The sequence below is a fragment of the Cognatilysobacter tabacisoli genome, from assembly GCF_003586305.1.
GTDB lineage: Bacteria > Pseudomonadota > Gammaproteobacteria > Xanthomonadales > Xanthomonadaceae > Cognatilysobacter_A > Cognatilysobacter_A tabacisoli.
In genome coordinates this window covers 1,389,828-1,414,311 of record NZ_QXJI01000001.1, presented here as the reverse complement: position 1 = coordinate 1,414,311, position 24,484 = coordinate 1,389,828, and the positions used below count along the sequence as shown (strand labels likewise).

The window sequence follows — 24,484 nt, the reverse complement described above, 5'->3', positions numbered from 1 at the left end:
AACGGCCGGGGAAACCCGGCCGTTTTCTTTGGCGGCGCCCACTGCGATACAGTCGCCCGCGAAGACACGAACGAACAGAAGAAGAGCAACGGAATGACCGCACACATCGATACCCATCTGCCGACCGTCAACGCGCGCCTGTACCCGCGCGGCGGCCTCGACGTCCTGTCGCGGGACGAGGTCGCGCGCCTGCGCGATGCGTCGACCGGCATGCACGACCTGCTGCGCCGCTGCGCGCTGGCGGTCCTGACCAGCGGCAGCGCCTCCGACGACCCGCGCGCAGCGCGGGAGCTGTACCCGGACTTCGACATCGAAGTGCACCAGCAGGATCGCGGGGTGCGCATCGACCTCGTGCACGCGCCGGCGATGGCCTTCGTCGATGGGGAACTGATCCGCGGCGTGGCCGAGCTGCTGTTCGCCGTGGTGCGCGACCTGGCCTACACGGCGATCGAGCTGGGCGAGGACGGCGGGCGCGACCTGGCCAGCACGGACGGGATCACCGACGCGGTGTTCGGCCTGCTGCGCAACGCGCGGATCCTGCACCCGACCGAACCGAACCTGGTCGTGTGCTGGGGCGGCCACTCGATCTCACGCGACGAGTACGTCTACACCAAGCAGGTCGGCTACGAGCTGGGGCTGCGTGGCCTGGACATCTGCACCGGCTGCGGCCCGGGCGCGATGAAGGGGCCGATGAAGGGCGCGACCATCGCGCACGCCAAGCAGCGCCGCCGCCGCACGCGCTACATCGGCATCACCGAGCCGGGGATCATCGCGGCCGAATCGCCGAACCCGATCGTCAACCACTTGGTCATCATGCCGGACATCGAGAAGCGGCTCGAAGCGTTCGTGCGCATGGGTCACGGCATCATCGTCTTCCCCGGAGGCGTCGGCACCGCGGAAGAGATCCTGTACCTGCTCGGCATCCTGCTGCGCGAGGAAAACGCCGGCCTGCCGTTCCCGCTGATCCTGACCGGACCGACGGCCTCGGCCGCATACTTCGAGCAGATCGACCGCTTCATCCGCCTCACGCTGGGTGAAGCGGCCACCTCGCGCTACGAGATCATCGTGGGCGATCCGGCGACGGTCGCCAAGCGGATGTCCACCGGTATCCGCAAAGTGCGCGAGCACCGCATCGCCCAGAAGGACTCGTTCTACTTCAACTGGTCGATCGACATCCCGCTGGCGTTCCAGCAGCCGTTCGTGCCCACCCACGAGGCGATGGCGTCGCTCAACCTCCACCACGGCCGCGCGCCGCACGAGCTGGCCGCCGACCTGCGTCGCGCGTTCTCCGGAATCGTTGCCGGCAACGTCAAGGAAGACGGCATGCGCCGAATCGAAGCGCATGGCCCGTTCGAGATCCACGGTGCGCCCGACATGATGGAATCGCTCGACGCGCTGTTGCGCGCGTTCGTCGCCCAGCGCCGAATGAAGATCGCCGGCGAATACCGGCCGTGCTATCGGGTGGTGGCGTAGGCCACACCCTCGTCAGTTACAGGCCGCTGTCGCCCACTGCGGCTTGGTCGTCAGGTTCTGAGTCGCCGTCAGGTTGCCACAGCGGTCCCCGGTCTGCGCACCTTGGGGGGCCGCCGTGAGGGTGTATGAGGTGGGAGTGACGTTGCTCGGAGTAAACGTGTAGAACGCACTCGTAGGCGTAGCCGGATAGGGATCGCCACTCGAGTCATTCGCATAGCTGGGGTGGTCGGCGCGCCATCGCTCCATGGCCAATTGATACTGGCCCGCGGCCGAAACCGCATCCGATCGCCGGCTCTTGCGCACCTGCTCGTTGTAGGCAGGCACCGCAATCGCCGCAAGGATCGCGACCACGGCGACGACGATCATCAATTCGATCAGCGTGAAACCGACAACTTCCCTGCGCATGGCCATCCCCTGACTCGCGGCTGCGTGACTGTGGGCACATCGTAGCCAGCGCCACCCGCGCAGCGCCACCGCCCGTCCCCACGGCCTGCCCGGTCGTCGGGGGGGGCGTTACTTGCTGCCGGAAGCCTGTCTAGGATTGCGTTGCGTAACAACGGAGGTTGCCGTGCACCGCTCCCGAGGCTTCACCCTGATCGAGCTGCTGGTCGTCGTTGCCGTGCTTGCGGTGATGCTGACCCTGGCCGCTCCCTCGTTCACCGACTTCTTCGAGCGCTACCGCCTTCGCGGGGCTGCCGATGAAGTCGTCACGCTGCTTGCGAGCGCGCGCGCCGAATCGGTCATGCGCAACCGCGATGTCGCCGTGTCGTTCGGCGGCTCGGGCGCGGCCTGGTGCGTGGGCGCGAAGGCGAAGCCGGAGCCGGCGACCCCGGGCATGAGCGTCGTCGGTTCGGAGGCCTGCGACTGCACCGCCCCGGCCACCTGCACGATGGACGCGAACCGGCCGCTGGTCTTCGATGCTGCCGATTTCGCCGGCGTGTCGATCGGTACGGCGCCGGCCAACCTGATTTTCAGCAGCCGCAGCGGTGGACTGAGCCCGCTGGGCACGACCGCTTCGACGTCGCTGACGTCGCCGAGCGGCAAGTACACGCTGCAGCTCGATGTCTCCCAACTGGGTCGCGCGACGCTGTGCGTGCCGAGCGGCCAGCCGGCCATGGCGGGGTTCGACTCATGCAGCTGATGACGCCGATGGCCCGCCACCAGGCGGGCGTGACCCTGATCGAGATGATGATCGCGCTGGTCGTCGGCCTGATCGTGACCGGCGCGGTGCTTGCGCTGGTCGTTTCGATCATGCAATCGAACAACGAGACCATCCAGGCCACCCGGCTCACGCAGGAGCTGCGTTCGCTGGCGGACATCATGACGCTCGAGATGCGCCGCGCGCGTGGCTTGACGGATCCTCTGGCCAATGTCGGCATGGGTGGGGCAGCGGCCTCGGAGTGCGACATCGCGCCGGTGGCGAGCGCCACCTGCCTGCGGGTGGGCTATCGCTGCGACGCCGCGGCGGGCACCGGTCAGTTCCGCACGTTTACGTTCAGCAACGGCGACCTCCTGCTGGGCACCAGCACCACCGCTCCGGTTGCGTGCGGCACGGGCTCGGCGCTGAACAGCGACGAGTTGGTGCTCGACAGCGTCGTCATGACGGGAGGCGCCGACGGCTCAGTGAACGTGGCGATGTCCGGCCACCTTTCGACCGACAACGCCAGCACCCAGCGCACCCTTACCCGCACGATCTGGCCGCGCTCCGCGGCCGTCACCCCGTAGTCGCACCGAGGGGCACCCCATGTCCAGTCGCATCCGTCAAAGCGGTAACGTCCTCATCGTCGTGGTCGTGCTGCTGCTACTCGCAAGCGTCATGACGCTGTTCGCGCTCAACGTTGGCCTGTTCGAGCAGCGCAGTTCCGGCAACGACCTGCGCAGCAAGCTGGTGACGGAGGTCGCCGAGGCGGGCCTGGCGGAAGGCATGGAGTACCTGCGCCAGAACGCGGGCGCAATCGGCACCGCGGGCAACTGGGAGCGCTGTACCGACGCGGACACCACGTTCCCGTGCGGGGCGATCGTGCCGAACTCGAACGTCCAGACCACGGACGCGGGCGGCAACGTCGTCACCGTCAACGTGGCGCGCCGCTCCTCCATGTACTACTGGCGAGGCGGCGGCTTCGATTTCGACGGGAACGGAAGCGTGACGGGCTGGGAGACGCGGATGCTGCCGATCACGCCTGCCGTGACCACGACCGGCAACGGCTTCGTCGCGCGCTACGGCGTCGCCCCCGTGCTGTGCCGCGTCGCCTACAAGGATGATGACGCCGAGCCGACCGTCTGCACCGACGACCCGGCGGATACGTCGCCCACCAGCATCCTGACGTTCGTCAGCGTCGGCAGCCTGCCCGATGAGAACGCGCGCGTGACGCTGACCCAGACGGTCGGCGCCTTCAGCATCCTCAACAACCTGCCGGGCAAACCGCCCGTCGTTGCGTCGGGCAGCGTCGACGTCACCGGCGGCCTGCAGATCGTGACGAACCCGAATGCCGGCGGCGCTGGCGTCCCCGTGTCGGTCTGGACCCGCAAGGACCTGACCAAGACGGGTACGCCGAACACCTGTTACTTCGACGAGTTCACGCGCTTCACCAAGGGCAGCGTGACGCCCACGATCGAGGACGGGATCGTCGTGTGCGACGACTGCCAGTGCGACCTGGCGCCGGACAGCTCGCTGTCGTACGACAAGTCGGGCAACAAGCAGGACGAGGGCATCGACATCCTCGACATCGACGGTCAGATCGACGGTACGGTTGCGGGCAAGGGCGTGAACATCGACGTCGTGCCGAGCGAGTTCCCGTGCGACCTGTTCGAGTTCGTGTTCGGCGTGAAGGCCTGGAATGATGCGGATGGCGACTTCTTCTGCGAAACCAAGCTGCTCACCCAGTACAAGAACCCGAACACGGGCGTGCTGACGACGATGGGGGTCGATGAGGCCTTCCTCTTCAAGAATGCGCTGAGAGTGATCCCAAGCGCGGAAACCACGGCGGCGAACCTCCTCAATGCCTCCCAGGTCGCGACATCGGCCTACCTGTCGAGCGCTGCCTCCGGCCTCGTCTGGTGCCAGACAGGCTGCGACATCGGCTCCAACCAGCAGGTGGGCACGCCGTCGCGGCCGGTCCTGCTCGTCATTGATGGCGCGGCACGGATCCAGGGGCGCGTGTTCGGCTTGATCCTGCTTCGCAGCAAGGCCGGCGCGCTGACGATCACGCCCGCATCGGGCTACGTGATGTCGGCTACTGAAGTGCAGAACGGCGGCAACGCCACGCTGGACATGAATGCCGGCGCGACGGTCTACGGCTCGGTGGTCGTGCAGGGGCAGATCGACAAAGCCAACGGCACCGCGGCGATCGTCTACAACGCCGACGTGCTGATCAACCTGACCAACGATCCGGCGAACCAGCGGTTCTCGGGCGTTCCCGGCGGCTGGTCCGACGAACGCATCAGCTACTGATTACGGAGCACGGACATGCGCACTTTCAATCGCCAGTTCGTCCGCCAGCAAGGCTTCTCGTTGATCGAAGTCATGATCGCGGTCGTGGTGCTGTCGACTGGCCTGCTGGCGCTGGCCGCATTGCAGGCGAACCTCACGCGCAGCGCTGCGGACAGCAAGGCGCGCTCGCGCGTTGCGGCGCTGGTCAGCAGCCGCATGGACCAGATGCGGGCGCAAGGCTATGCGTCTGCGGCCAGCGCTGGTGCGCTGGCCTGTGTCGGGACCAACGAGGTGTGCGCGGCCCAGACGGATGCGGCAATTTCGGGACTGACCATCACTCAGACAGTCACCGAGAATGTACTCGCCGGTGCGACGGATGCGCGCTACAAGGTCGTGCGGGTGGCAGCAGCATGGACGGATGCCTCCGGCAACGCGCGGACGCTCACCATGGACAGCGTCCTGAGTCCGACGGCGCTCGATGCGTCTGACACCCTGGTCGACAAGGAGCTGTCGGGAGACAGCGGCAAGGCGCCCATCGTGCGGACCGCCAATCCCGCCGTGCCCGGCATGATTCCGATCGCGGTTAGCGCGACCGACTCGACGGCCGCGACGAATCCTCGCCCAGAACTGCTGAGCCAAGGCAACAACTCGTCGGTCATCGGTACGAAGTTCGACGTCCTGACCTACACGAACGAGAGCTCCAATACGGCACGTATCCAGCGGCGTGTCGAAACGACGGTCATCGGCTGCACCTGCCAGTACGGGGCTGGAGGCAACAGCCTGCCGCTGATCTATCGACAGGCGCAGTGGCCTGCGGTCTGGACCGGCGCGCGGTACGAGCTCTACAAGCCCGACAACGCCAGTACCCAGCCGCCAGGAACGGCGCTTGCGGCGCTGGCAGCCGGGCCGGCGTCCGGCGTTTCGCAGAGCGCGCTCTGCACGGAGTGCTGCCGCGATCACCATGACACGGCGTCGCCCGGCGTGGCGAAGTTCGATCCCGAACGCGGTGCAGTCACGGGAGAGACGCTCGCGCACACCCACTACAACCGCGATAACCAGGGCAACCTCGTAATCGTGCCCGCGGCCGCCAACGGGACGTACCGCGAGGCGTGTCGCATGATCCGTGTCGATGGCCTCTGGCGCACCGCTGCGGACCTGTACACGCGGTACGCGGGCCTGCTGGCGACGACCAACGCCTCTGGGAGCCCGGACCCCGCCACCAGCGGCATACCGACGACGGCAGCGGCGGATGCATACGGCGGTAACCGCGGTAGCGGCATCAATGGCTTCGTGAAGGACTTCCTGAGCACGAACCTGACCGGACTTCGTAGCTCGAACTGGACCGTCGATCTTGCGGCCGCATCCACTCTGTACGACAACGCGGGCTTGAATGCACCGGCAGAGCTGGCGATCCGGCGGCCCACCAACCAGGCGACGGACGAGCGGTACCACCATCTGCGCGGCCTGTACGTCGATTACCTCAATCAGGCCGCGCGCGACCGCATTGCCACCGCTCTGCTGCCCTCCAACTGTCCGAGCGGCAACAACATCGAGTGCGCGTTGCCGTACATCCCGTTCACCACGATCAACCTGACCGAGCTTTCATTCTGGAAGGCGCAGGCCCTGCAGGGGAGCGCATTCCAGGACAACGCGTCGGTGCTTCGTGTCGAGACCGCGAGCGCGCTGACGTTCAATGCGGCCCAGCCCTACCGCGGGCGGACGAACGCCCTGACGAATGCCAACAACACCGACACCGCCTACGCGATTGCGCGCGTGACGCCGTCCAACTCCGGTGTCGCCGTGCTTCCGCGGGGTGTCGATCCGCTTGACGACAGCATCTGGACTCTCGACGACCCGGCGACGGTGCCTGCCAATCTGCGGGCGACGGATCGCCAGCAGTTCCGGGTGACGGCAACCGGCAATACCGGCGGGTCGTCGCGCTTCTGGGTGGGTCTGACGGGTCTGCCGCAGACGTCCGACGAGGACACCAGCAACGACCCGCAGGTCAACTGGGCCGCGTCCGCAGCGCAAGGGTTCTGTGGCGGCTCGCTGGATGTCGCGGCGGGGGATTACAACCCGAACGACTATGCCTGCCTGAACGTGCCAGCCCTCAACGTGGCGGGCGCCGTGACGGCGCTGCGCTACTACATCCTGGGATCGGAGAGCGTCTCGGTGACCGCGACGTGCAAGAGCGGCAACGACGACGTGACGGTGACGGAAGTGATTCCGAGGCAGTACTACCGCAACTTCAACGTCACGGCCGCGAGCGTAGGCGGTGTCCCCGCAACCAGCATTTCCGTGGCGACCGGCACGGAGGGCACGATTCGCGAGGCCACCCAGATCAACTTTGCGCTGATTCCGCCGGACGGCGTCGTGTCGCTGACGTTCACCGAGGGCGCGTCGATCCCCGCGCGGATCGGAAGTTGCACTGCCCAGAAGAACGGCAATAATCCATACACCTTCCGGAAGATCGACTGGATCTATCCTTGGGAGTAGCCCGGATATTGTTGACGGCCGGCGGGCGCAAAGGCATCATTTGCGCCCCCGCCCGAATAGCTCAGCCGGTTAGAGCACTTGACTGTTAATCAGGGGGTCGTTGGTTCGAGTCCAACTTCGGGCGCCAGATTCGAGAAGGGCTGCGAGAGATCGCAGCCCTTTTTCTTTGCCCAGTCCAGGTCGGCATAGGCGGACCGATTGCACCTGTCGCTGCCTTGGGGAGCGACCAGTCGCGGCCGGCTCAGCTGTCGGCAGCCGGGAACAGCTCCTGAGGTCCAAGGGGGAGGGCGACGTGGTGGGCCGCCTTTTCCCAGCGCTAGTCCCCGTGCACGCAGGCCAGCGCGGCGTTCTGGGTCGGAATCCCTTGGCGCATATTGCCGCCGTTGGAGAGCACCAGCGTGGTCGCGTGCCGCGACCCGCGGCCGTCGCACAGGGTGAACGTGACGTTCGAGCCGGCGTTGCCGCCGTGGGGCTGGAACACCAGCCGGGTCCGGCCGCTGGTGGAACGCATGCGGATCGCGCCGGTGAGCGGGCCCGCATGGCGGAGCCGGGTTTCGCCGGGCCCGGGCCTGCGATTGCCGTCGCGATCGGCGAATGCCAGCCAGCCGTCTTCCCAGCGCGTGGTGGTGGCGCATGCCACGCCGTCCGCGCTGGGACAGACGACGACTTCGGTTGCCGTAACGGTGGAGTGGCGGACGGCGTCGAGGACGGTGGTCGCCATGCTGGCCTTGGCGGCCGTCGTGTGGGCCTTGGCGCTGGCGGCGGACCACGCCGGCACCGCGACGGCGAGCAGGAGCGCTGCGGCGGCCAGGGCGATAAGGGCTTCGATCAGGCTGAATCCGCGTTCCTTGCGGCGCATGGCGCGACCTCCTTGAGGGGAGTGTCCAGCCTACGAGCCGGGTCCGGGCCCAGGCATCGGGCGGCGGCGCCCCGGGCGGTAGGAAAAGCCCGTCTCAACCCGTGAAATCGGCCCCGGCTACACTGTCCGATCCCGTTTCCGGTGCCCGCATGAACGACTCCGTCGCGCCCTCCGGTTTCCAGCTCATCGCGCCGTACTCGCCCGCGGGCGACCAGCCGCAGGCGATCGAGCGCCTGATCCAGGGCTTCGAGGCCGGGCTGGCGCACCAGACGCTGCTCGGCGTGACCGGGTCGGGCAAGACGTACACGATCGCCAACGTGGTCCAGGCGGTGCAGAAGCCGACGCTGGTCATGGCGCCGAACAAGACGCTGGCGGCACAGCTGTACGGCGAGTTCAAGGCGTTCTTCCCGCACAACGCCGTCGAGTACTTCGTCAGCTACTACGACTACTACCAGCCCGAGGCATACATCCCGTCGTCGGACACGTTCATCGACAAGGACAGTTCGGTCAACGAGCACATTGAGCAGATGCGCCTGTCGGCGACCAAGGCGCTGCTCGAACGTCGCGACACGATCATCGTGTGCACCGTGTCCGCCATCTACGGCCTGGGCGATCCGAACGAATATTTCCGCATGGTGCTGCACATGGTCCGCGGCGAGCGGATCGACCAGCGCGAACTGATCCGGCGCCTGACCGAAATGCAGTACAGCCGCAACGACACCGAGCTGCGCCGCGGCACGTACCGCGTGCGCGGCGAGGTCATCGACGTACACCCGGCCGAGAGCGACGCCGAGGCCGTGCGGATCGAGCTGTTCGACGGCGAGATCGAATCGGTGACCGCGTTCGATCCGCTGACCGGCGAGAGCCTGCGCAAGCTGCAGCGCTACACGATCTATCCGAAGTCGCACTACGTCACCACGCGCCGCACGGTGCTCGAGGCGATCAACGCGATCAAGGACGAGCTGCGGGTGCGGCTGGAGCAGCTGTACGCGGCCAACAAGCTCGTCGAGGCGCAGCGGCTGGCCCAGCGCACCCAGTTCGACCTTGAGATGCTGGCCGAGGTCGGCTACTGCAACGGCATCGAGAACTACTCGCGGCACCTGACCGGGCACATGCCGGGCGAGCCGCCGCCGTGCCTGTTCGACTACCTGCCGCCGGACGCGCTGCTGGTCTGCGACGAATCCCACGTGACCGTCCCGCAGGTCGGCGCGATGTACAAGGGCGACCGCTCGCGCAAGGAAACACTCGTCGAGTTCGGCTTCCGCCTGCCGTCGGCGCTGGACAACCGGCCGCTGAAGTTCGAGGAATGGGAGGGCCGCTCGCCGCGCGCGATCTTCGTCTCCGCGACGCCCGGCCCGTACGAGTTGCAGAAGTCGGAAGGGCAGGTCGTGGAGCTGGTGGTGCGGCCCACCGGCCTGATCGATCCGGAGGTCGAGATCCGTCCGGTCGCAACCCAGGTCGACGACGTGCTCGGCGAGATCACCCAGCGCGTCGCCGCGGGCGACCGGGTGCTGATCACCACGCTGACCAAGCGCATGGCCGAGAACCTGACCGAGTACCTCGGCGAGCACGGGGTCAAGGTCCGCTACCTGCACAGCGACATCGAGACGGTCGAGCGCGTCGAGATCATCCGCGACCTTCGCTTGGGCGTGTTCGACGTGCTGGTGGGCATCAACCTGCTACGCGAGGGCCTGGACATGCCGGAGGTGTCGCTGGTCGCGATCCTCGACGCCGACAAGGAGGGCTTCCTGCGTTCGGCCGGCTCGCTGATCCAGACCATCGGCCGCGCGGCGCGCAACGTGCGCGGCAAGGCGATCCTGTACGCCGACCGCATCACCAACTCGATGCAGCGCGCGATCGAGGAGACCGACCGGCGCCGGCAGAAGCAGGTCGAGTACAACGCCGAGCACGGCATCACCCCGGTGTCGGTGGTGCGGTCGATGGCCGACGTGTTCGAGGGCGCGCGCGCCGAGCCGGAATCCGGCAAGGGGCGCGGCAAGGGGCGGAAGGTGGCCGAGGCGACGACCGACTACCGCAGCCTGTCGGCGGGGGAAATCGCGTCGCGGATCAAGGCGCTGGAACAGAAGATGTACCAGCACGCGCGCGACCTGGAGTTCGAGGAGGCGGCCGCGGTGCGCGATGAACTGCGCAAGCTCAAGGACGCCGGGCTGGCGTCCTAACCGGGCGAACGGCGGCGCGAGAATCGCCGCCGGACCGGTTGCCGGCCGCGCGGCCGCGGGCTACACTGCGCGCCCCTCGCCGAGCGGTTCGGCGGCGCGGGGCGGAGGTCACCTTCGGGCGGTTAGCTCAGCGGTAGAGCACTACCTTGACATGGTAGGGGTCACAGGTTCGAACCCTGTACCGCCCACCAGATTCGCGTCCCGGCATGTCAGCGCGTCACCGGGACGCCCGGAGCAACAGGAAGCCACCCGCGACCCGGGTGGCTTCTTTGTTTTCCGGTGCGGCGACCCGCGCCGGCGGCACGGATCGCCGTCCGGCGCGCGGCGTTGACTTGAATCCCGCGCTGGCGAACTATTCCCGAAGGGCCCGGCATCCGCCGCGGCCGATCACCACAGGTGGCCTGCGCGACCCGCCGGCCGAGCGTGCGACATGAGCACTACCCGCCGCCACTGACCGACCCGACGAGGCTCGCGCACACCGCACAGGCGCCTCCCGGGCGCTTTTTTTGTTGCGCGTGCCGCAGTTCGACGCCGCCTCCTCCGGCCCCTTACACCAAGTCCCGGCCCTGCCGGGCCCCAGACGCCAGACCCCATGATCGCGATCACCCTTCCCGACGGCAGCCGCCGCGAGTTCGACCACCCCGTCAGCGTTGCCGAGATCGCCACGTCGATTGGCCCCGGACTGGCCAAGGCCGCCCTGGCCGGCAAAGTCGACGGCAAGCTCGTCGACACCGGCTTCCGCATCGACCGCGACGCCGCGCTCGAGATCGTCACGGACAAGCATCCCGATGCGCTCGACGTGCTGCGCCACTCCACCGCGCACCTGCTCGCGCAGGCCGTGCAGCGGCTGTTCCCCGGCGCGCAGGTCACGATCGGCCCGGTGATCGACAACGGCTTCTACTACGACTTCGCGTACGAGCGCCCGTTTACGCCTGAAGACCTGCCGGCCATCGAGGCCGAGATGCAGAAGATCGTCAAGGAGGCGCAGCCGGTCTCGCGCAGCGTGAAGTCGCGCGACGAAGCGGTCGAGTTCTTCAAGGGGCTCGGCGAGCACTACAAGGCAGACATCATCGCGTCGATTCCGGCCGACGAAGACCTGTCGCTGTACACGCAGGGCGAGTTCACCGACCTGTGCCGCGGGCCGCACGTGCCCGGCACCGACAAGCTGCGTGCCTTCAAGCTGATGAAGGTGGCCGGTGCGTACTGGCGCGGCGATTCGAACAACCAGATGCTCAGCCGCATCTACGGCACGGCCTGGTTGAACGACAAGGACCTCAAGGCCTACCTGACCCAGCTGGAAGAGGCCGAGAAGCGCGACCACCGCAAGATCGCCAAGGCGCAGGACCTGTTCCACCTGCAGGAAGAGGGGCCGGGCCTGATCTTCTGGCACCCGAAGGGCTGGTCGATCTGGCAGGTCGTCGAGCAGTACATGCGGCGCGTGTACCGCGACAGCGGCTACCAGGAAGTGCGCTGCCCGCAGATCCTCGACGTGTCGCTGTGGCAGAAGTCCGGCCATTGGGACAACTACAAGGAGAACATGTTCTTCACCGAGTCGGAGAAGCGCACCTATGCGCTCAAACCGATGAACTGCCCGGGCCATGTGCAGGTGTTCAACCAGGGCCTGCACAGCTACCGCGACCTGCCGATCCGCTACGGCGAGTTCGGCGCGTGCCACCGCAACGAACCGTCGGGCGCGCTGCACGGCATCCTGCGCGTGCGCGGCTTCACCCAGGACGACGGCCACATCTTCTGCACCGAGTCGCAGATCGAGGACGAGGTCCGCGCGTTCCACGAGCAGGCGCTGCAGGTCTACTCGGACTTCGGCTTCACCGACATCCAGATCAAGATCGCGCTGCGCCCGGACTCGCGCCTCGGCGACGACGCCACATGGGACAAAGCCGAGGACGCGCTGCGGTCAGCGCTGCGCACGGCCGGCGTGGCGTGGGAGGAACTGCCCGGCGAGGGCGCCTTCTACGGCCCGAAGATCGAGTACCACCTGAAGGACGCGATCGGCCGGACCTGGCAGCTGGGCACGATGCAGGTCGACTTCATGATGCCCGGCCGCTTGGGCGCCGAGTACGTCGACGAGCACAGCGCCAAGCGCCACCCGGTCATGCTGCACCGGGCCATCGTCGGCTCGATGGAGCGGTTCATCGGCATCCTGATCGAGCACCACGCCGGGCAATTCCCGGCCTGGCTGGCGCCGCTCCAGGCGGTGGTGATGAACATCACCGACGCACAGGCCGATTATGTCGAGGGGGTCCGGAAATCCTTTTCAAATCAAGGGTTCCGGGTCGCGGCCGATTTGCGGAACGAGAAAATCGGCTATAAGATCCGCGAGCACACGCTGCAGCGCGTGCCGTACCTGCTGGTGGTCGGTGACCGCGAAAAGGAAAACGGCATGGTCGCGGTGCGGACGCGGGGAGGGGAGGATTTGGGGTCGATGACCGCCGCCGAATTCGCCTCGCGTTTGCGCGAAGAGGGCGTACGCTAGCGCCCGCAGCCTGTTCAGACCCCGGACGCCCCGTCGGCCGGCACGACCCCACCTGGAGATCGCAACATCAGCACCCCCGAAAAGCCGAACCGAAAGAACAGTGAGATCCGCGTCCCGCGCGTGCGCGTCATCGGCAGCGACGGCGAGATGATCGGCGTGCTGTCGCGCGACGACGCGCTGCGCATGGCCGAGGACGAGGGCCTGGACCTCGTCGAGATTCAGCCGAACGCGGATCCGCCGGTCTGCAAGATCATGGACTTCGGCAAGTTCAAGTTCGAGATGCAGAAGAAGGCCAACGAGGCCAAGAAGAAGACCAAGCAGGTCGAGATCAAGGAAATGAAGTTCCGTCCGGTCACGGACGAGGGCGACTACCAGATCAAGCTGCGCAACATGCGCCGCTTCCTCGAAGAGGGCGACAAGATCAAGGTCAACATCCGATTCCGCGGCCGCGAGATGAGCCACCAGGAGCTGGGCCGGCAGATGGCCGCCCGCATCGAGGCGGACCTGGGCGAGGACATCGTGATCGAGTCGCGCCCGCGCCTGGAGGGCCGGCAGATGGTGATGATGATCGCGCCGAAGAAGCGCTGATCGGCCTCGGCCCGCGTGGTGGGCTGGCGAGGCGGGGCGCCTCCGGGCGCCCTCGCTGTTTCCGGGGCCCGGGGGACATGCCGGGTCCTGAGTGCCGATGCCGCTGATTTGCAAGGACTTTCTTGCGCGAGCCGCGGCGGGCGGGCATAATGCGCGGCCCGGTTCGCCGGGTTTGGCACCACGTTCCATCAGGACCGGTCGCGGATCGTTTCAGATCAACGACTTACAAGCCGGCAGGGCAGGACGGAAAGCGTGGCGACTGCGGATCCCGCACGAGCTGCCGCCCAGGCCAGTGACATAACCTCCGAAAGGACATCGCAATGCCCAAGATCAAGACCAATCGGGCGGCGGCCAAGCGCTTCCGGAAGACCGCTTCCGGCAAGTACAAGTGCGGCCACGCCAACAAGAGCCACATCCTCACCAAGAAGGCGACCAAGCGGAAGCGCAACCTCCGGCAGACGAACCATGTTCGTGCCGAGGACGCGGGCCGTCTGGACCGCATGCTTCCGTATTTGTGAGGAGACTGAAAAATGGCACGAGTTAAGCGTGGTGTTACGGCGCGTCGCCGTCACAAGAAGATCCTCGCCCAGGCGAAGGGCTACTACAACGCCCGTCGCAAGGTGTTCCGCGTCGCCAAGCAGGCGGTCACGAAGGCGCTGCAGTACGCCTACATCGGCCGCAAGCAGAAGAAGCGCAATTTCCGTTCGCTGTGGATCACGCGCATCAACGCCGCGGCCCGCATGAACGGCATGAGCTACAGCCGCTTCATCAACGGTCTGATGAAGGCCGGCATCACCCTCGACCGCAAGGTGCTGGCCGACATCGCCGTGCACGACGCGGCGGGTTTTGCCGCGCTGGCCGAGAAGGCGAAGGGCGCGCTCGCAGCGTAAGTGTGTCGACCGGCCGCTGGCCCTTGGGGCCCGCCGTGCCGGTCGTACATCGCAGTACACGCATGGGGAAGGGCGCAAGTCCTTCCCCATGTTGCGTTCTGGGGCCGGCGTTCCCGACGTGGGTCCCGTCGAATGGGGCGCGGGCGAGTCGGGCTGCCGTACCCGCTGATCCACGGCGGCGACGGACGCGATGGCGTCCGGCGCGCCACACCCGGCCCCGCACGCGGGGCCACGAGTTCCGGAGGTTGGCCGCTAGATGAGTGCGATCCAGTCACTGACGACCCAGGCGCTGGCCGACATCGCCGCGGCGGATTCGCCCGACGCGATCGAGGCGCTGCGCGTGTCGCTGCTCGGCAAGTCGGGCAGCGTCACCGCGCAGCTCAAGCAGCTGGGCACGCTGCCGGCGGACGAGCGCAAGGCGGCGGGCGAAGCGATCAACCAGGCCCGCGACGCGCTCGCGGCCGCGCTGGCCGAACGCAAGGCGGCGCTCGACGGGCTCGCACTCGACGCGCGCCTGGCCTCCGAGTGGATCGACGTGACCCTGCCCGGCATCGACGCCGCGCGCGGCGGCCTGCACCCGGTCAGCCGCACGATGGAGCGCATCGCGGACATCTTCGGGCGGCTCGGGTTCGAGCTCAGCGACGGCCCGGAGATCGAGGACGACTGGCACAACTTCGAGGCGTTGAACTTCCCGCCGCACCACCCAGCGCGCGCGATGCACGACACGTTCTATTTCCCTGACGGCCGGCTGCTGCGCACGCACACGTCGGGCGTGCAGGTGCGCTACATGCTCGATGCCGTCGCGCGCCGCAGCGGCCCGCCGCTGCGCATGATCGCGCTCGGCAAGGTCTACCGCAGCGACAGCGACCAGACCCACACGCCGATGTTCCACCAGTGCGAAGGCCTGCTGGTCGACGAGCATGCGAGCTTCGCCGACCTCAAGGGCACGCTGGCCGAATTCGTGCGCGCGTTCTTCGAGCGCGACTTCGAGATGCGCTTCCGCCCGAGCTACTTTCCGTTCACCGAGCCGTCGGCCGAGGTCGACATCGCGTGGCAGCAGCCCGACGGCAGCACCCGCTGGCTGGAAGTGCTCGGCTGCGGCATGGTCCACCCGAACGTGCTGCGCAGCGTCGGCATCGATCCGGAGAAGTACACCGGCTACGCATTCGGCCTCGGCGTCGAGCGCTTCGCGATGCTGCGCTACGGCGTCGATGACCTGCGCAGCTTCTTCGAAAACGACGTGCGCTTCCTGCGCCAGTTCGCGTGACATCAAACCGCAGCCCGATCCGGCGAGACGGATCCGGGCGCTTCGTGACGAACGCCGCAAGGCACCCGGGCCAGCACTGCCGGCCCGGGCCAGGTGAAAACGGGATACCCGACCGATGAAGTTCTCCGAGAACTGGCTGCGCCAGCACGTACCGACGACCGCGACGCGCGAGGAACTTGCCGCGACGCTGACCGCGATCGGGCTGGAAGTCGAGGACGTCACGCCGCTGGGCGAGTCGCTCGACGGCGTCGTCGTGGCCCGGATCGTCGCCGCCGAGAAGCACCCCGAAGCCGACCGCCTGCAGGTCTGCCAGGTCGACACGGGCGGCGGCGCGACGGTGCAGATCGTCTGCGGCGCGCCTAACGCGCGCGTCGGGCTGAAAGCGCCGCTAGCCACGGTCGGCGCGAACCTGCCGGGCGGGATCGCGATCAAGGCCGCGAAGCTGCGCGGCGTCGAGTCGGCGGGAATGCTGTGCTCGGCGAAGGAGCTCGGCATCGACGCCGACGCGTCGGGACTGTTGGAACTGCCGGCCGACGCGCCGGTCGGTGCGGCGCTGGCCGGCTACCTCGGCCTGCCGGACGCGTCGATCGAGATCAAGCTGACCCCGAACCGCGCCGACTGCTTCGGCGTGCGCGGCATCGCCTACGACGTGGCGGCCGCGTCGAACGCGCAGGTCGCGCCGTTCGCGGCCGAGCCGGTGCCGGCGCAGTCGGACGCGACGGTCGCGGTCGAACTGCATGCGGGCGCCGACGCGCCGCGCTACTGCGGCCGCGTCATCGACGGCATCGACGCCACCGCGCCGACGCCGGCGTGGATGGCCGAGCGCCTGCGCCGCAGCGGCATCCGCCCGATCTCGCTGCTCGTGGACGTCACCCAGTACGTGATGATCGAGCTCGGCCAGCCGATGCATGCGTTCGACCGCGCGCTGCTGCGCGGGCCGATCGGCGTCCGACGCGCGCGCGATGGCGAGCGCGTGACCCTGCTCGACGGCCGCGAGGTCGCGCTCGACCCGCAATTCCTCGCGATCACCGACGCCGACCGCGTCGTCGCGCTCGCCGGCGTCATGGGCGGCCTCGACACGCGCGTCACCGATGCGACGACCAGCGTGTTCCTCGAGGCGGCGCACTTCGCGCCGGCCGCGATCATCGGGCGCGGTCGCAAGCTCGGCCTGCACACCGACGCCGGCCACCGCTTCGAGCGCGGCGTCGATCCGGATCTGCCGCGGATCGCGATCGAGTACGCGACACGGCTGGTCCTCGACGCCGCCGGCGGCACGCCCGGCCCGTTGGTCGAAGCCGCCCTCGACGCGCACCTGCCGCAGCCGCAGGCGATCACGCTGCGCCGGGACCGCCTGGCGCGCGTGCTCGGGCTCACGGTCGCCGACGCCGAGGTCGAGCGGATCCTCGGCGCGCTCGGCATGGCGGTTGTGCCGATGGCCGACGGCTGGCGGGTCACGGCGCCGAGCCGGCGCTTCGACATCGCGATCGAAGAGGACCTGATCGAAGAGATCGCCCGCATCCACGGCTACGACCGCGTGCCGACCACGCTGCCTTCCGGCGCGACGACGCTGGTCGCGCCGAGCGAATCGCGGGTCGAGGACGGCGTCGCCCGCCGCCAGCTGGTCGCGCGCGACTATCTGGAAGCGATCAACTACGCCTTCGTCGAGGCCGACCTGCTGTCGCGCTGGGGCCTCGCCGACGGCGCGGTGCCGCTGGCGAACCCGCTCAGCGCCGAGCTCGCCGTGATGCGCACTGCCTTGCTGCCGGGGCTCGTCTCCGCGCTGGCGCGCAACGCCGCGCGCCAGCAGCCGCGGGTGCGCCTGTTCGAACTCGGCAAGGTGTTCACCGCCGCCGCCGCGGGCGAGGCGCCGGTCGAGACCCGCCGGATCGCGGCCGTCGCCTGCGGCCTGGCCAACGCCGAGCAGTGGGCCAGCGCCTCGCGAGCGGTCGGCTTCCACGACCTCAAGGGCGACCTCGAGAGTCTGGCGGCGCTCGCCGGAGCCACGCTGGCGTTCCGCCAGGCCGCGCCGTCCTGGGGTCATCCCGGGCGCAGCGCGCAGGTGTTCCGCACCGACGGCGGCGCCGAGCGGCCGCTCGGCTGGATCGCGCAGCTGCACCCGCGGCTGCAGCGGGCCCTCGACCTCGACGTCGACGCAGTGGCGTTCGAGCTCGATCTCGACGCGCTGCTGGTCCGCCCCGTGCCGCGGGCCGGCGCGCTGTCGCGCTTCCCGTCCGTCCGCCGCGACCTCGCGTTCGTCGTCGCCGACCGGGTCGCCTGGAGCGAGCTCGAGAACGCGGTCCGCGCGTCTGCCGGCCCGTCGCTGCGGGACCTCGTGCTGTTCGACGTGTACCAGGGCAAGGGCGTGGAACCGGGGTTCAAAAGTGTCGCTATGGGCTTGATTCTGCAGGAGGAATCGCGCACGCTCACTGATCGCGACGTGGACGCGGCAGTGGACGGCGTGGTGTCGGCGCTGCAGCGCGAACACGGTGCGGTGATCCGCGGCTGAGGCCGGCGGACTGGGCAGACAGGGGCGGCAGGATGGCGTTGACGAAGGCAGAGATGGCCGAACGGCTGTTCGACGAGGTCGGGCTGAACAAGCGCGAGGCGAAGGAGTTCGTCGACGCGTTCTTCGACGCGCTTCGCGAAGCGCTCGAGGGCGGCCGCCAGGTCAAGCTGTCGGGCTACGGCAATTTCGACCTGCGCCGCAAGAACCAGCGCCCCGGCCGCAACCCGAAGACCGGCGAAGAGATTCCGATTTCGGCCCGCACCGTGGTGACGTTCCGCCCGGGCCAGAAGCTCAAGGAACGCGTCGAGGCGTATTCCGGCGTGGAGCAGGCGAGGTCGGCCCATGCTTGATCCCGGCAGTAACCGCGAACTCCCGCCGATCCCGGCCAAGCGCTACTTCACGATTGGCGAAGTCAGCGAGCTGTGCGACGTCAAGCCGCACGTGCTGCGCTACTGGGAAACCGAGTTCCCGATGCTCAGCCCGGCCAAGCGCCGCGGCAACCGTCGCTACTACCAGCGCCACGAAGTGCTGATGGTCCGCCAGATCCGCGGCCTGCTGTACGAGCAGGGCTACACCATCGGCGGCGCGCGGCTGCGGCTCGAAGGCGAATCGCAGAAGGACGAGTCGGCGCTGAGTTCGCAGATCATCCGCCAGGTGCGGATGGAGCTCGAGGAAGTCCTGCAACTGCTGCGCAGGTGATCGCCACACGCCCGCTGCCGCAGCGCGCGGCGGCGCGGCCGAGTCAACGGCACAGCCGGGTTTCGTCCTGGCGCGGTGCGGATGGAACTCGAGGAAGTCCTGCAGCTGCTGCGCAGGTGATCGCCATACGCCCGTTGCCGCGGCGCGTGGCGGCGCGGCCAAGCCTCGGCAGCCGGGTTTCGTCCTGGCGCGGTGCGGATGGAGCTCGAGGAAGTCCTGCAAATGCTGCGCCGATGATTCGTGCAGCCGTGCGTGGCCGCGGCGTCCGCTCAACGGCTATACTTGCCGCCCGCTTTCGAGCGGTACATCGCAACACGTCGGGGCGTAGCGCAGCCTGGTAGCGCATCTGCCTGGGGGGCAGAGGGTCGTCGGTTCGAATCCGGCCGTCCCGACCAATCGCGATGTCGTCCAACGCCCGGCTTGTCCGGGCGTTGTCGTATCCGGCCTTCATCTGACTGAACTTCATGCGGTCGGCACGGTCAGTGGAAGGCCACCGCGACCGGCGGTGCGAGGAGCCGGACGATGCAGGAACGCAAACCACACGTGCGACCGGTGCTGATGGCGCTGTTTGCGTTGATGCCCGTGCTGGTCCAGGCCCAGCCGACGCAGAATGCGGCGACGCGGCCGGTCGCGGCCGCGCCGTCCGCGTCGAGCGCCGATCCAGGCGGCCGCATCGTCGACGCCGACCTGGTGCTGGTGACCGGCCAGCAGGCCGGACCGGGACTGTGGCAGGTCCGCCGCGGGGCCAACACGCTGTGGATCCTCGGCACCGTGTGGCCGCTGCCGAAGGACGTCGACTGGTACTCCCCGCAGGCCGAGGCGGTATTGGCGCGCGCCGACGAGGTGCTCGGCCGCCCGGGCTTCAGCGCCAGCGTCGGCACCGGCGGCATGTTCAAGCTGGCCTTCGCGCTGCCGACGCTGCTGAAGGCGCGCCGCAACCCGGGCGACAGGCAACTCTCGGAGGTGCTGCCGCCCGACCTCTACGCGCGCTGGGCCGCCCTGAAGCGCGAGTACCTGCCGCGCAACGACGGCGTCGAGAAGTGGCGGCCCACGTTCGCGGCCGGCGAACTCTACGGCGCGGCGATCAAGCGGCGCGGGCTCAGCGGCGGCAACGTCGGCGAGCGGGTCAACGCGACGATCGAGAAGCGCAAGCTGAAGGTCACCACGACGCGGGTGGAAACGAAGATCAAGGACCCCAAGGGCATGGCGCGATCGTTCTCGCGCACGCCGCTGGATGAAGTGCAGTGCTTCCGCAGCGTGCTCGACCGCCTCGAGGGCGACGTCGCGACGGCGGCCGAGCGCGCCAACGCGTGGGCCGTCGGCGACATGGCGACGCTGCAGCGGCTGGCCGGGCGTCCCAGCCTGCAGCCGTGCTTCGACACGTTCGCGCAGACCGATGTTGCCCGGCAGATGGGCATGGACGACGCGCTGCGTCGCAGCGAGGCGCAGTGGCTCGCCGCGGCGGAGGCGGCGCTGGCGCGCAACGACACGACGTTCGCGATGCTCGACCTCGACCAGGTGCTGGCCGACGACGGCCTGCTCGCGCGCCTGCGCGCGCGCGGCTACGAGGTCATCGCGCCCGAGTAGCGCGGCGCGCTTCGCGCGCCGCCGTCGGTCAACCGATCGCGGCCGAGCGCGGCGCCGCCGACAGGTTCGGCCAGCGCTCGAGCACCGCCGTGCGGATGCCGGCCGCGTCGATGCCGGCTTCGGCGAGCAGCTGCTCGCGGCTGGCGTGGTGCTGGAAGGCGTCCGGCAGGCCGAGGTGCACGATCGGCATCGCAATGCCCTCGGCGGCGAGAAGCTCGGCGACGCCGGAGCCGGCGCCGCCGGCGACGACGTTGTCCTCGACGGTGACGAAGCCCTCGTGGCTGTTCGCGAGCTCGACCACCAGAGCGCGGTCGAGCGGCTTGACGAAGCGCATGTTGACCACGGTCAGGCCGAGCGCCTCGCCGACCGCCTCGGCCGCCGCGACGGTGGCGCCGAATGCCAGCAGCGCGACGCGCGTGCCGCGCCGGCGCAGCTGCGCGACGCCGATCGGCAGCGTCTCCAGCGATGGCTGCACCTCGACGCCTGGCCCCGTGCCGCGCGGGTAGCGCACGGCGGCCGGGCCGTCGAAGTGGTGGCCGGTCGAGAGCATCTGCCGGCACTCGTTCTCGTCGGCCGGCGCCATCACGAGCATGTTCGGCACGCAGCGCAGGTAGCTCAGGTCGAGGTTGCCCGCGTGCGTCGCGCCGTCCGGACCGACTACGCCGCCGCGGTCGATCGCGAACAGCACGTCGAGGTTCTGGATCGCGACGTCGTGGACCAGCTGGTCGTAGCCGCGCTGCAGGAACGTCGAGTAGATCGCCACGACCGGCTTGGCGCCCTCGCAGGCCATGCCGGCGGCGAGCGTCACCGCGTGCTGCTCGGCGATCGCCACGTCGAAGTAGCGCTCGGGGTACTCCTTGCTGAAGCGCACCAGGCCGGAGCCCTCGCGCATCGCCGGCGTGATGCCGAGCAGCGCCGGGTCGGCCGCCGCCATGTCGCACAGCCATTCGCCGAACACGTCGGTGTAGGTCGGCTTCTTCGCGCCGGGCTTGCTGACCATGCCGTGGGCCGGGTCGAACGGGCTGACCGCGTGGTAGCCGATCTGGTCACCTTCGGCGAGCTCATAGCCCTTGCCCTTCGTCGTCAGGATATGCAGCAACTGCGGGCCCTTGAGGCCCTTGAGCGTCTTCAGCGCGCCCATCAGCGCGGGCAGGTCGTGCCCGTCGATCGGGCCGGTGTAGTGGAAGCCGACTTCCTCGAAGAAAGTCGACGGCACGAACATGCCCTTCCAGTGCTCTTCCCAGCGGCGCACGAACTTCGCCGCCGGCTTGCGCTTGTCGCCGAGCAGCTTCTTGCCGCCCTCGCGGATCGCGTTGAGCGTGCGGCTGCCGGTCAGTCGGCCGAGCATGCGGGTGACGCCGCCGACGTTCTCGGAAATCGACATCTGGTTGTCGTTGAGGATCACCAGCAGGTTCGGCTCGACGCCACCGGCGTCGTCGCCCATGCCGCCGGCGTGGGCGAGGGCCTCGAAGGCCTGGCCGGCGGTCATCGCGCCGTCGCCGATCACCGCGACCACCTTGCGGTCGTCGCCCCTGCGCTGCAGCGCGATCGCCATGCCGAGCGCGGCCGAGATGCTAGTCGAGCTGTGGCCGACGCCGAATGTGTCGTACTCGGACTCGTCGCGCTTCGGGAATGGCGCGACGCCGTCCTTCTGCTTGACGGTGTGGATGGTGTCGCGGCGACCGGTCAGGATCTTGTGCGGGTAGGTCTGGTGGCCGACGTCCCAGACCAGCCGGTCGTTGGGCGTGTCGAGCAGCCAGTGCAGCGCGACGGTCAGTTCGATCACGCCGAGGCCGGCGCCGAAATGGCCGCCGACGCGCGCGACCTGTTCGATCAGGTACGCGCGCAGCTCGTCGGCGATCGCCGGCAGGTCCTCTTCAGGGAACTGCCGCAGGTCGGCGGGGACCTCGATGCGCGAGAGGCGCGGGTAGCGTTGCGGATCGATCATCACGACGGCGGTTGACGGCAAGTCCGCCATTGTCCCGCCGTGCACCGGGACGGGCAAGGCGCGCGGCCGCGGCGGCCGCGCGCATGCGGGGTGGGGTTCAGCGCCCGCGCAGTCGGCCGAACAGGCCGCCGGTCTTGCTCGGCTCGGGCTCCGGCTCCGGCTCGCGGTACGGCTCGGCGAATCCCGTCGCCAGGTTGGCGTTGACGAAATCGGTGACCTCGTCGAGGCCGACGCCGCTTGCCTCGGCGACCTCCGGCAGCGTCGCGGCGCCCTTCATCATCGCGGTGGCGATGCGGAAGTGCTTCGGGAATTCGCGCTCGGTCTGCGGCCACTTGATCAGCTGGTAGCGCGCCGCCGGGTCGAAGCCCGCCGCCAGCCGGCCCTGGCCGGCCAGCAGCGCGCGGTACCAGACGAGCCGGGCGAGCGGCTGGGCCGGGCCCAGTGAAGCCGCTTCGCGGTCCCAGTCCGCCGCGGTGACCGGCTTGAGGTCGCCGTCGGCGAGCTCGGCCGACAGCAGCGATGCCAGCGGCTTCAACAGCGCCGGGCCGTGGTACTGGCGCTGGTCCGCGTCGATCAGCACCGAAAGCCCGTCGTGGTGGATGCGGGTGCGGCCGGTCAGCGTTCCCGAGGCCAGGCGGTCGACCAGTCGGCGGGGCGCGGGCGTCGCGACCGGCACCGGCGCGCTTGGCTCGGGCGTCGCCGCCCACGCGGCGGGAATCGGTTCGGCCGCGGCGGGCTGCGGCTTCGGCTCCGGAGCCACCGGCGCGGGCGCGGGCTCGGCGGCCGCTGCCGCCGGTGCCTCGGGCGCAGGCGTCGGGACCGGTGCTGGGGCAGGTGGGGTCGCCTGCACGGGCGCTTCGACGCGCGAGGCCGGCACGGGTGCAGGCGTCGGCTCCGGCGCCGCCGGCGCGGCGACCGCGGCACCCGGCGCGATTTCGCGCAGCACCTCGAACACGTCGCTCGACGTGAACGGCCGCGGCAGGCGGAAATCGGTCTGCACCCGCGTGGCCGAGGTGAGGCCGATGACGCGCTTGCCGGCGCCGTGCAGGCGCAGCCAGCTCATCGGCCCGTACATGCTGTCCATGTCGACGACGACGTGCGCGGCCTCCGCGTCGGAGACCAGCGACCATGCGCGGCCGAGCCGGTCGTTGGCTTCGGCGAACGCCGCCTTGAGGGCGGTTTCGGTGGCCGGATCCATGCCGGTCAGTCCGAGGGTCTGCTGCATCGTCACGCCTGCGATCGGGAATCCCCGGAGTGTTGCGGACAACGCGGACGCGCGTCAACGCGGCAAAGCCCGCACGGCACGGTGCGCTGCAGCATGCGCCGCGGTATGCGATCGGGATCGGAGGTCGCGACACTGAGCGCGAGGCGTCGAGTCGAGACGCGCATCAACCGCCCGGCGCAGCCATTCCGGGCATCGCAATCAATGGTCGCGGGCGTGGCGCTTGGGCAGCTGGTTCTTCAGGAACGTCATCTGATCCGCGAGGATGTTGCGGTTCGACAGGATCAGGTGCTCGACCCAACTGGGCCGATACGGCACGGCCAGCAGCGGCATGCCGGCCTGCTGCGGGGTCCGGTTGCCCTTGCGCGAATTGCAGTGGAAGCATGCGGCGACGACGTTCTCCCACACGTCCCGTCCGCCCTTCGAAACCGGCAGCACGTGGTCGCGGGTCAGGTGCGGTCGGTGGAATTCGTTGCCGCAGTACAGGCACAGGTGGCCGTCGCGCGCGAACAGCGCCGCGTTGGTCAATGCGGGTGTCGGGTCCATCGCACGCGCGCGGGCGTGGCCGCGCGCGGCGACGATCGGGTGCAGCGCGATCACGCTCTGCTCGCCGGTCCGCCGGCAGGTGCCGCCGTGCACGGCCAGGCACGGGTCGCCGAGCGTCCACGCGACCGCGTCGCGCACGTACAGGCAGGTCGCTTCCTGCCAGCTGATCCACTCCAGCGCGCGGCCGTGCGCGTCGAGCGCCAGCAGGCGGACAGCGTTGAGTCGGTCTAGGGCAGGGCGCGCGAACGGCGCGGAGACATCATCGACGACCGGGCCAGGCTGAATGCTGCCAGCGAGGG

At 69.0% G+C, this 24,484-nt stretch carries 20 protein-coding genes and 3 tRNA genes; 18 read left to right on the top strand and 5 right to left on the bottom strand.

The genetic code is table 11. The features are described from left to right. The first annotated feature begins 93 nt into the window (after positions 1-93). Complete coding sequence (ppnN, locus tag D3A60_RS11105) at positions 94-1,473, top strand: nucleotide 5'-monophosphate nucleosidase PpnN (protein ID WP_119718714.1); 1,380 nt, start codon at positions 94-96, stop codon at positions 1,471-1,473. Positions 1,474-1,485: 12 nt separating this feature from the next. On the opposite strand, the gene D3A60_RS14775 is transcribed toward ppnN, so the two are convergent. Beyond that, complete coding sequence (locus D3A60_RS14775) at positions 1,486-1,884, bottom strand: type IV pilin protein (protein ID WP_119718713.1); 399 nt, start codon at positions 1,882-1,884, stop codon at positions 1,486-1,488. A 106-nt stretch (positions 1,885-1,990) separates the two neighbouring features. Between D3A60_RS14775 and D3A60_RS11095 the strand changes: the two genes are divergently transcribed. From D3A60_RS11095 to D3A60_RS11075, 5 genes are all read left to right on the top strand, one after another. Further along, positions 1,991-2,614, top strand: coding sequence for a GspH/FimT family pseudopilin (locus D3A60_RS11095; RefSeq protein WP_119718712.1), 624 nt, complete (start codon positions 1,991-1,993; stop codon positions 2,612-2,614). After that, positions 2,605-3,198 (top strand): PilW family protein, encoded by a 594-nt coding sequence (locus D3A60_RS11090; RefSeq protein ID WP_119718711.1) that lies wholly within the window; start codon positions 2,605-2,607, stop codon positions 3,196-3,198. The genes D3A60_RS11095 and D3A60_RS11090 overlap by 10 nt, the downstream gene beginning before the upstream one ends. A gap of 19 nt (positions 3,199-3,217) precedes the next feature. Beyond that, positions 3,218-4,924: a hypothetical protein gene (locus D3A60_RS11085; RefSeq protein ID WP_119718710.1), complete on the top strand. Its 1,707-nt coding sequence runs from the start codon at positions 3,218-3,220 to the stop codon at positions 4,922-4,924. 15 nt (positions 4,925-4,939) lie between these two features. Then, entirely contained in the window at positions 4,940-7,399 is a 2,460-nt protein-coding gene (locus D3A60_RS11080; RefSeq protein WP_119718709.1) for a type IV pilus modification PilV family protein, read from the top strand. Between the two features lie 50 nt (positions 7,400-7,449). Further along, positions 7,450-7,526: transfer RNA gene (locus D3A60_RS11075), tRNA-Asn, on the top strand. A 189-nt stretch (positions 7,527-7,715) separates the two neighbouring features. On the opposite strand, the gene D3A60_RS11070 is transcribed toward D3A60_RS11075, so the two are convergent. Continuing rightward, the gene (locus tag D3A60_RS11070) at positions 7,716-8,258 is read right to left on the bottom strand and encodes a GspH/FimT family protein (RefSeq protein ID WP_119719088.1); all 543 of its coding nucleotides are present in this window, start codon (positions 8,256-8,258) and stop codon (positions 7,716-7,718) included. A gap of 149 nt (positions 8,259-8,407) precedes the next feature. Here D3A60_RS11070 and uvrB point away from each other — a divergent pair, with 149 nt between their 5' ends. From uvrB to D3A60_RS11010, 12 genes are all read left to right on the top strand, one after another. Next, positions 8,408-10,438, top strand: a complete 2,031-nt coding sequence (uvrB, locus tag D3A60_RS11065) for an excinuclease ABC subunit UvrB (RefSeq protein ID WP_119718708.1) — start codon at positions 8,408-8,410, stop codon at positions 10,436-10,438. A gap of 116 nt (positions 10,439-10,554) precedes the next feature. After that, positions 10,555-10,629 (top strand) — tRNA-Val (locus D3A60_RS11060). A gap of 401 nt (positions 10,630-11,030) precedes the next feature. Next, on the top strand, positions 11,031-12,932 hold the full coding sequence (thrS, locus tag D3A60_RS11055) for a threonine--tRNA ligase (RefSeq protein ID WP_119718707.1): 1,902 nt from the start codon (positions 11,031-11,033) through the stop codon (positions 12,930-12,932). Between the two features lie 66 nt (positions 12,933-12,998). Further along, on the top strand, positions 12,999-13,520 hold the full coding sequence (infC, locus tag D3A60_RS11050; RefSeq protein ID WP_119718706.1) for a translation initiation factor IF-3: 522 nt from the start codon (positions 12,999-13,001) through the stop codon (positions 13,518-13,520). 320 nt (positions 13,521-13,840) lie between these two features. Next, complete coding sequence (rpmI, locus tag D3A60_RS11045) at positions 13,841-14,038, top strand: 50S ribosomal protein L35 (RefSeq protein ID WP_027083463.1); 198 nt, start codon at positions 13,841-13,843, stop codon at positions 14,036-14,038. Positions 14,039-14,050: 12 nt separating this feature from the next. Further along, entirely contained in the window at positions 14,051-14,410 is a 360-nt protein-coding gene (gene rplT / locus D3A60_RS11040) for a 50S ribosomal protein L20 (protein ID WP_119718705.1), read from the top strand. A gap of 256 nt (positions 14,411-14,666) precedes the next feature. Then, complete coding sequence (gene pheS, locus D3A60_RS11035; RefSeq protein ID WP_119718704.1) at positions 14,667-15,677, top strand: phenylalanine--tRNA ligase subunit alpha; 1,011 nt, start codon at positions 14,667-14,669, stop codon at positions 15,675-15,677. A 115-nt stretch (positions 15,678-15,792) separates the two neighbouring features. Then, positions 15,793-18,183 (top strand): phenylalanine--tRNA ligase subunit beta, encoded by a 2,391-nt coding sequence (pheT, locus tag D3A60_RS11030; RefSeq protein WP_119718703.1) that lies wholly within the window; start codon positions 15,793-15,795, stop codon positions 18,181-18,183. A 32-nt stretch (positions 18,184-18,215) separates the two neighbouring features. Continuing rightward, a complete protein-coding gene (locus D3A60_RS11025; RefSeq protein WP_119718702.1) occupies positions 18,216-18,533 on the top strand; it encodes an integration host factor subunit alpha in 318 nt (105 codons plus the stop codon). Continuing rightward, positions 18,526-18,882, top strand: coding sequence for a MerR family transcriptional regulator (locus tag D3A60_RS11020; RefSeq protein ID WP_119718701.1), 357 nt, complete (start codon positions 18,526-18,528; stop codon positions 18,880-18,882). Before D3A60_RS11025 ends, D3A60_RS11020 begins: the two co-directional genes overlap by 8 nt. Positions 18,883-19,200: 318 nt before the next feature. After that, positions 19,201-19,277: transfer RNA gene (locus tag D3A60_RS11015), tRNA-Pro, on the top strand. A gap of 127 nt (positions 19,278-19,404) precedes the next feature. After that, positions 19,405-20,469: a TraB/GumN family protein gene (locus tag D3A60_RS11010; protein WP_119718700.1), complete on the top strand. Its 1,065-nt coding sequence runs from the start codon at positions 19,405-19,407 to the stop codon at positions 20,467-20,469. 28 nt (positions 20,470-20,497) lie between these two features. Here D3A60_RS11010 and dxs read toward each other — a convergent pair whose 3' ends face one another. From dxs to D3A60_RS10995, 3 genes are all read right to left on the bottom strand, one after another. Continuing rightward, entirely contained in the window at positions 20,498-22,417 is a 1,920-nt protein-coding gene (gene dxs / locus D3A60_RS11005; RefSeq protein WP_119718699.1) for a 1-deoxy-D-xylulose-5-phosphate synthase, read from the bottom strand. Positions 22,418-22,514: 97 nt separating this feature from the next. Then, entirely contained in the window at positions 22,515-23,642 is a 1,128-nt protein-coding gene (locus D3A60_RS14555; RefSeq protein WP_157981470.1) for a hypothetical protein, read from the bottom strand. Between the two features lie 198 nt (positions 23,643-23,840). Next, positions 23,841-24,470, bottom strand: a complete 630-nt coding sequence (locus D3A60_RS10995; RefSeq protein ID WP_407062780.1) for an HNH endonuclease — start codon at positions 24,468-24,470, stop codon at positions 23,841-23,843. Positions 24,471-24,484: the final 14 nt, after the last annotated feature.

Excerpts from the sequence above, each read along its gene's own strand:
- D3A60_RS11070 (WP_119719088.1), bottom strand. The coding sequence starts at position 8,258 with ATGCGCCGCAAGGAACGCGGATTCAGCCTGATCGAAGCCCTTATCGCC.
- D3A60_RS11085 (WP_119718710.1), top strand. The coding sequence starts at position 3,218 with ATGTCCAGTCGCATCCGTCAAAGCGGTAACGTCCTCATCGTCGTGGTC.
- pheT (WP_119718703.1), top strand. The coding sequence starts at position 15,793 with ATGAAGTTCTCCGAGAACTGGCTGCGCCAGCACGTACCGACGACCGCG.
- D3A60_RS11020 (WP_119718701.1), top strand. The coding sequence starts at position 18,526 with ATGCTTGATCCCGGCAGTAACCGCGAACTCCCGCCGATCCCGGCCAAG.
- D3A60_RS11010 (WP_119718700.1), top strand. The coding sequence starts at position 19,405 with ATGCAGGAACGCAAACCACACGTGCGACCGGTGCTGATGGCGCTGTTT.
- rpmI (WP_027083463.1), top strand. The coding sequence starts at position 13,841 with ATGCCCAAGATCAAGACCAATCGGGCGGCGGCCAAGCGCTTCCGGAAG.
- D3A60_RS11090 (WP_119718711.1), top strand. The coding sequence starts at position 2,605 with ATGCAGCTGATGACGCCGATGGCCCGCCACCAGGCGGGCGTGACCCTG.
- D3A60_RS11025 (WP_119718702.1), top strand. The coding sequence starts at position 18,216 with ATGGCGTTGACGAAGGCAGAGATGGCCGAACGGCTGTTCGACGAGGTC.
- ppnN (WP_119718714.1), top strand. The coding sequence starts at position 94 with ATGACCGCACACATCGATACCCATCTGCCGACCGTCAACGCGCGCCTG.
- rplT (WP_119718705.1), top strand. The coding sequence starts at position 14,051 with ATGGCACGAGTTAAGCGTGGTGTTACGGCGCGTCGCCGTCACAAGAAG.
- D3A60_RS11080 (WP_119718709.1), top strand. The coding sequence starts at position 4,940 with ATGCGCACTTTCAATCGCCAGTTCGTCCGCCAGCAAGGCTTCTCGTTG.
- uvrB (WP_119718708.1), top strand. The coding sequence starts at position 8,408 with ATGAACGACTCCGTCGCGCCCTCCGGTTTCCAGCTCATCGCGCCGTAC.
- dxs (WP_119718699.1), bottom strand. The coding sequence starts at position 22,417 with ATGATCGATCCGCAACGCTACCCGCGCCTCTCGCGCATCGAGGTCCCC.
- pheS (WP_119718704.1), top strand. The coding sequence starts at position 14,667 with ATGAGTGCGATCCAGTCACTGACGACCCAGGCGCTGGCCGACATCGCC.
- thrS (WP_119718707.1), top strand. The coding sequence starts at position 11,031 with ATGATCGCGATCACCCTTCCCGACGGCAGCCGCCGCGAGTTCGACCAC.
- D3A60_RS14555 (WP_157981470.1), bottom strand. The coding sequence starts at position 23,642 with ATGCAGCAGACCCTCGGACTGACCGGCATGGATCCGGCCACCGAAACC.
- D3A60_RS14775 (WP_119718713.1), bottom strand. The coding sequence starts at position 1,884 with ATGGCCATGCGCAGGGAAGTTGTCGGTTTCACGCTGATCGAATTGATG.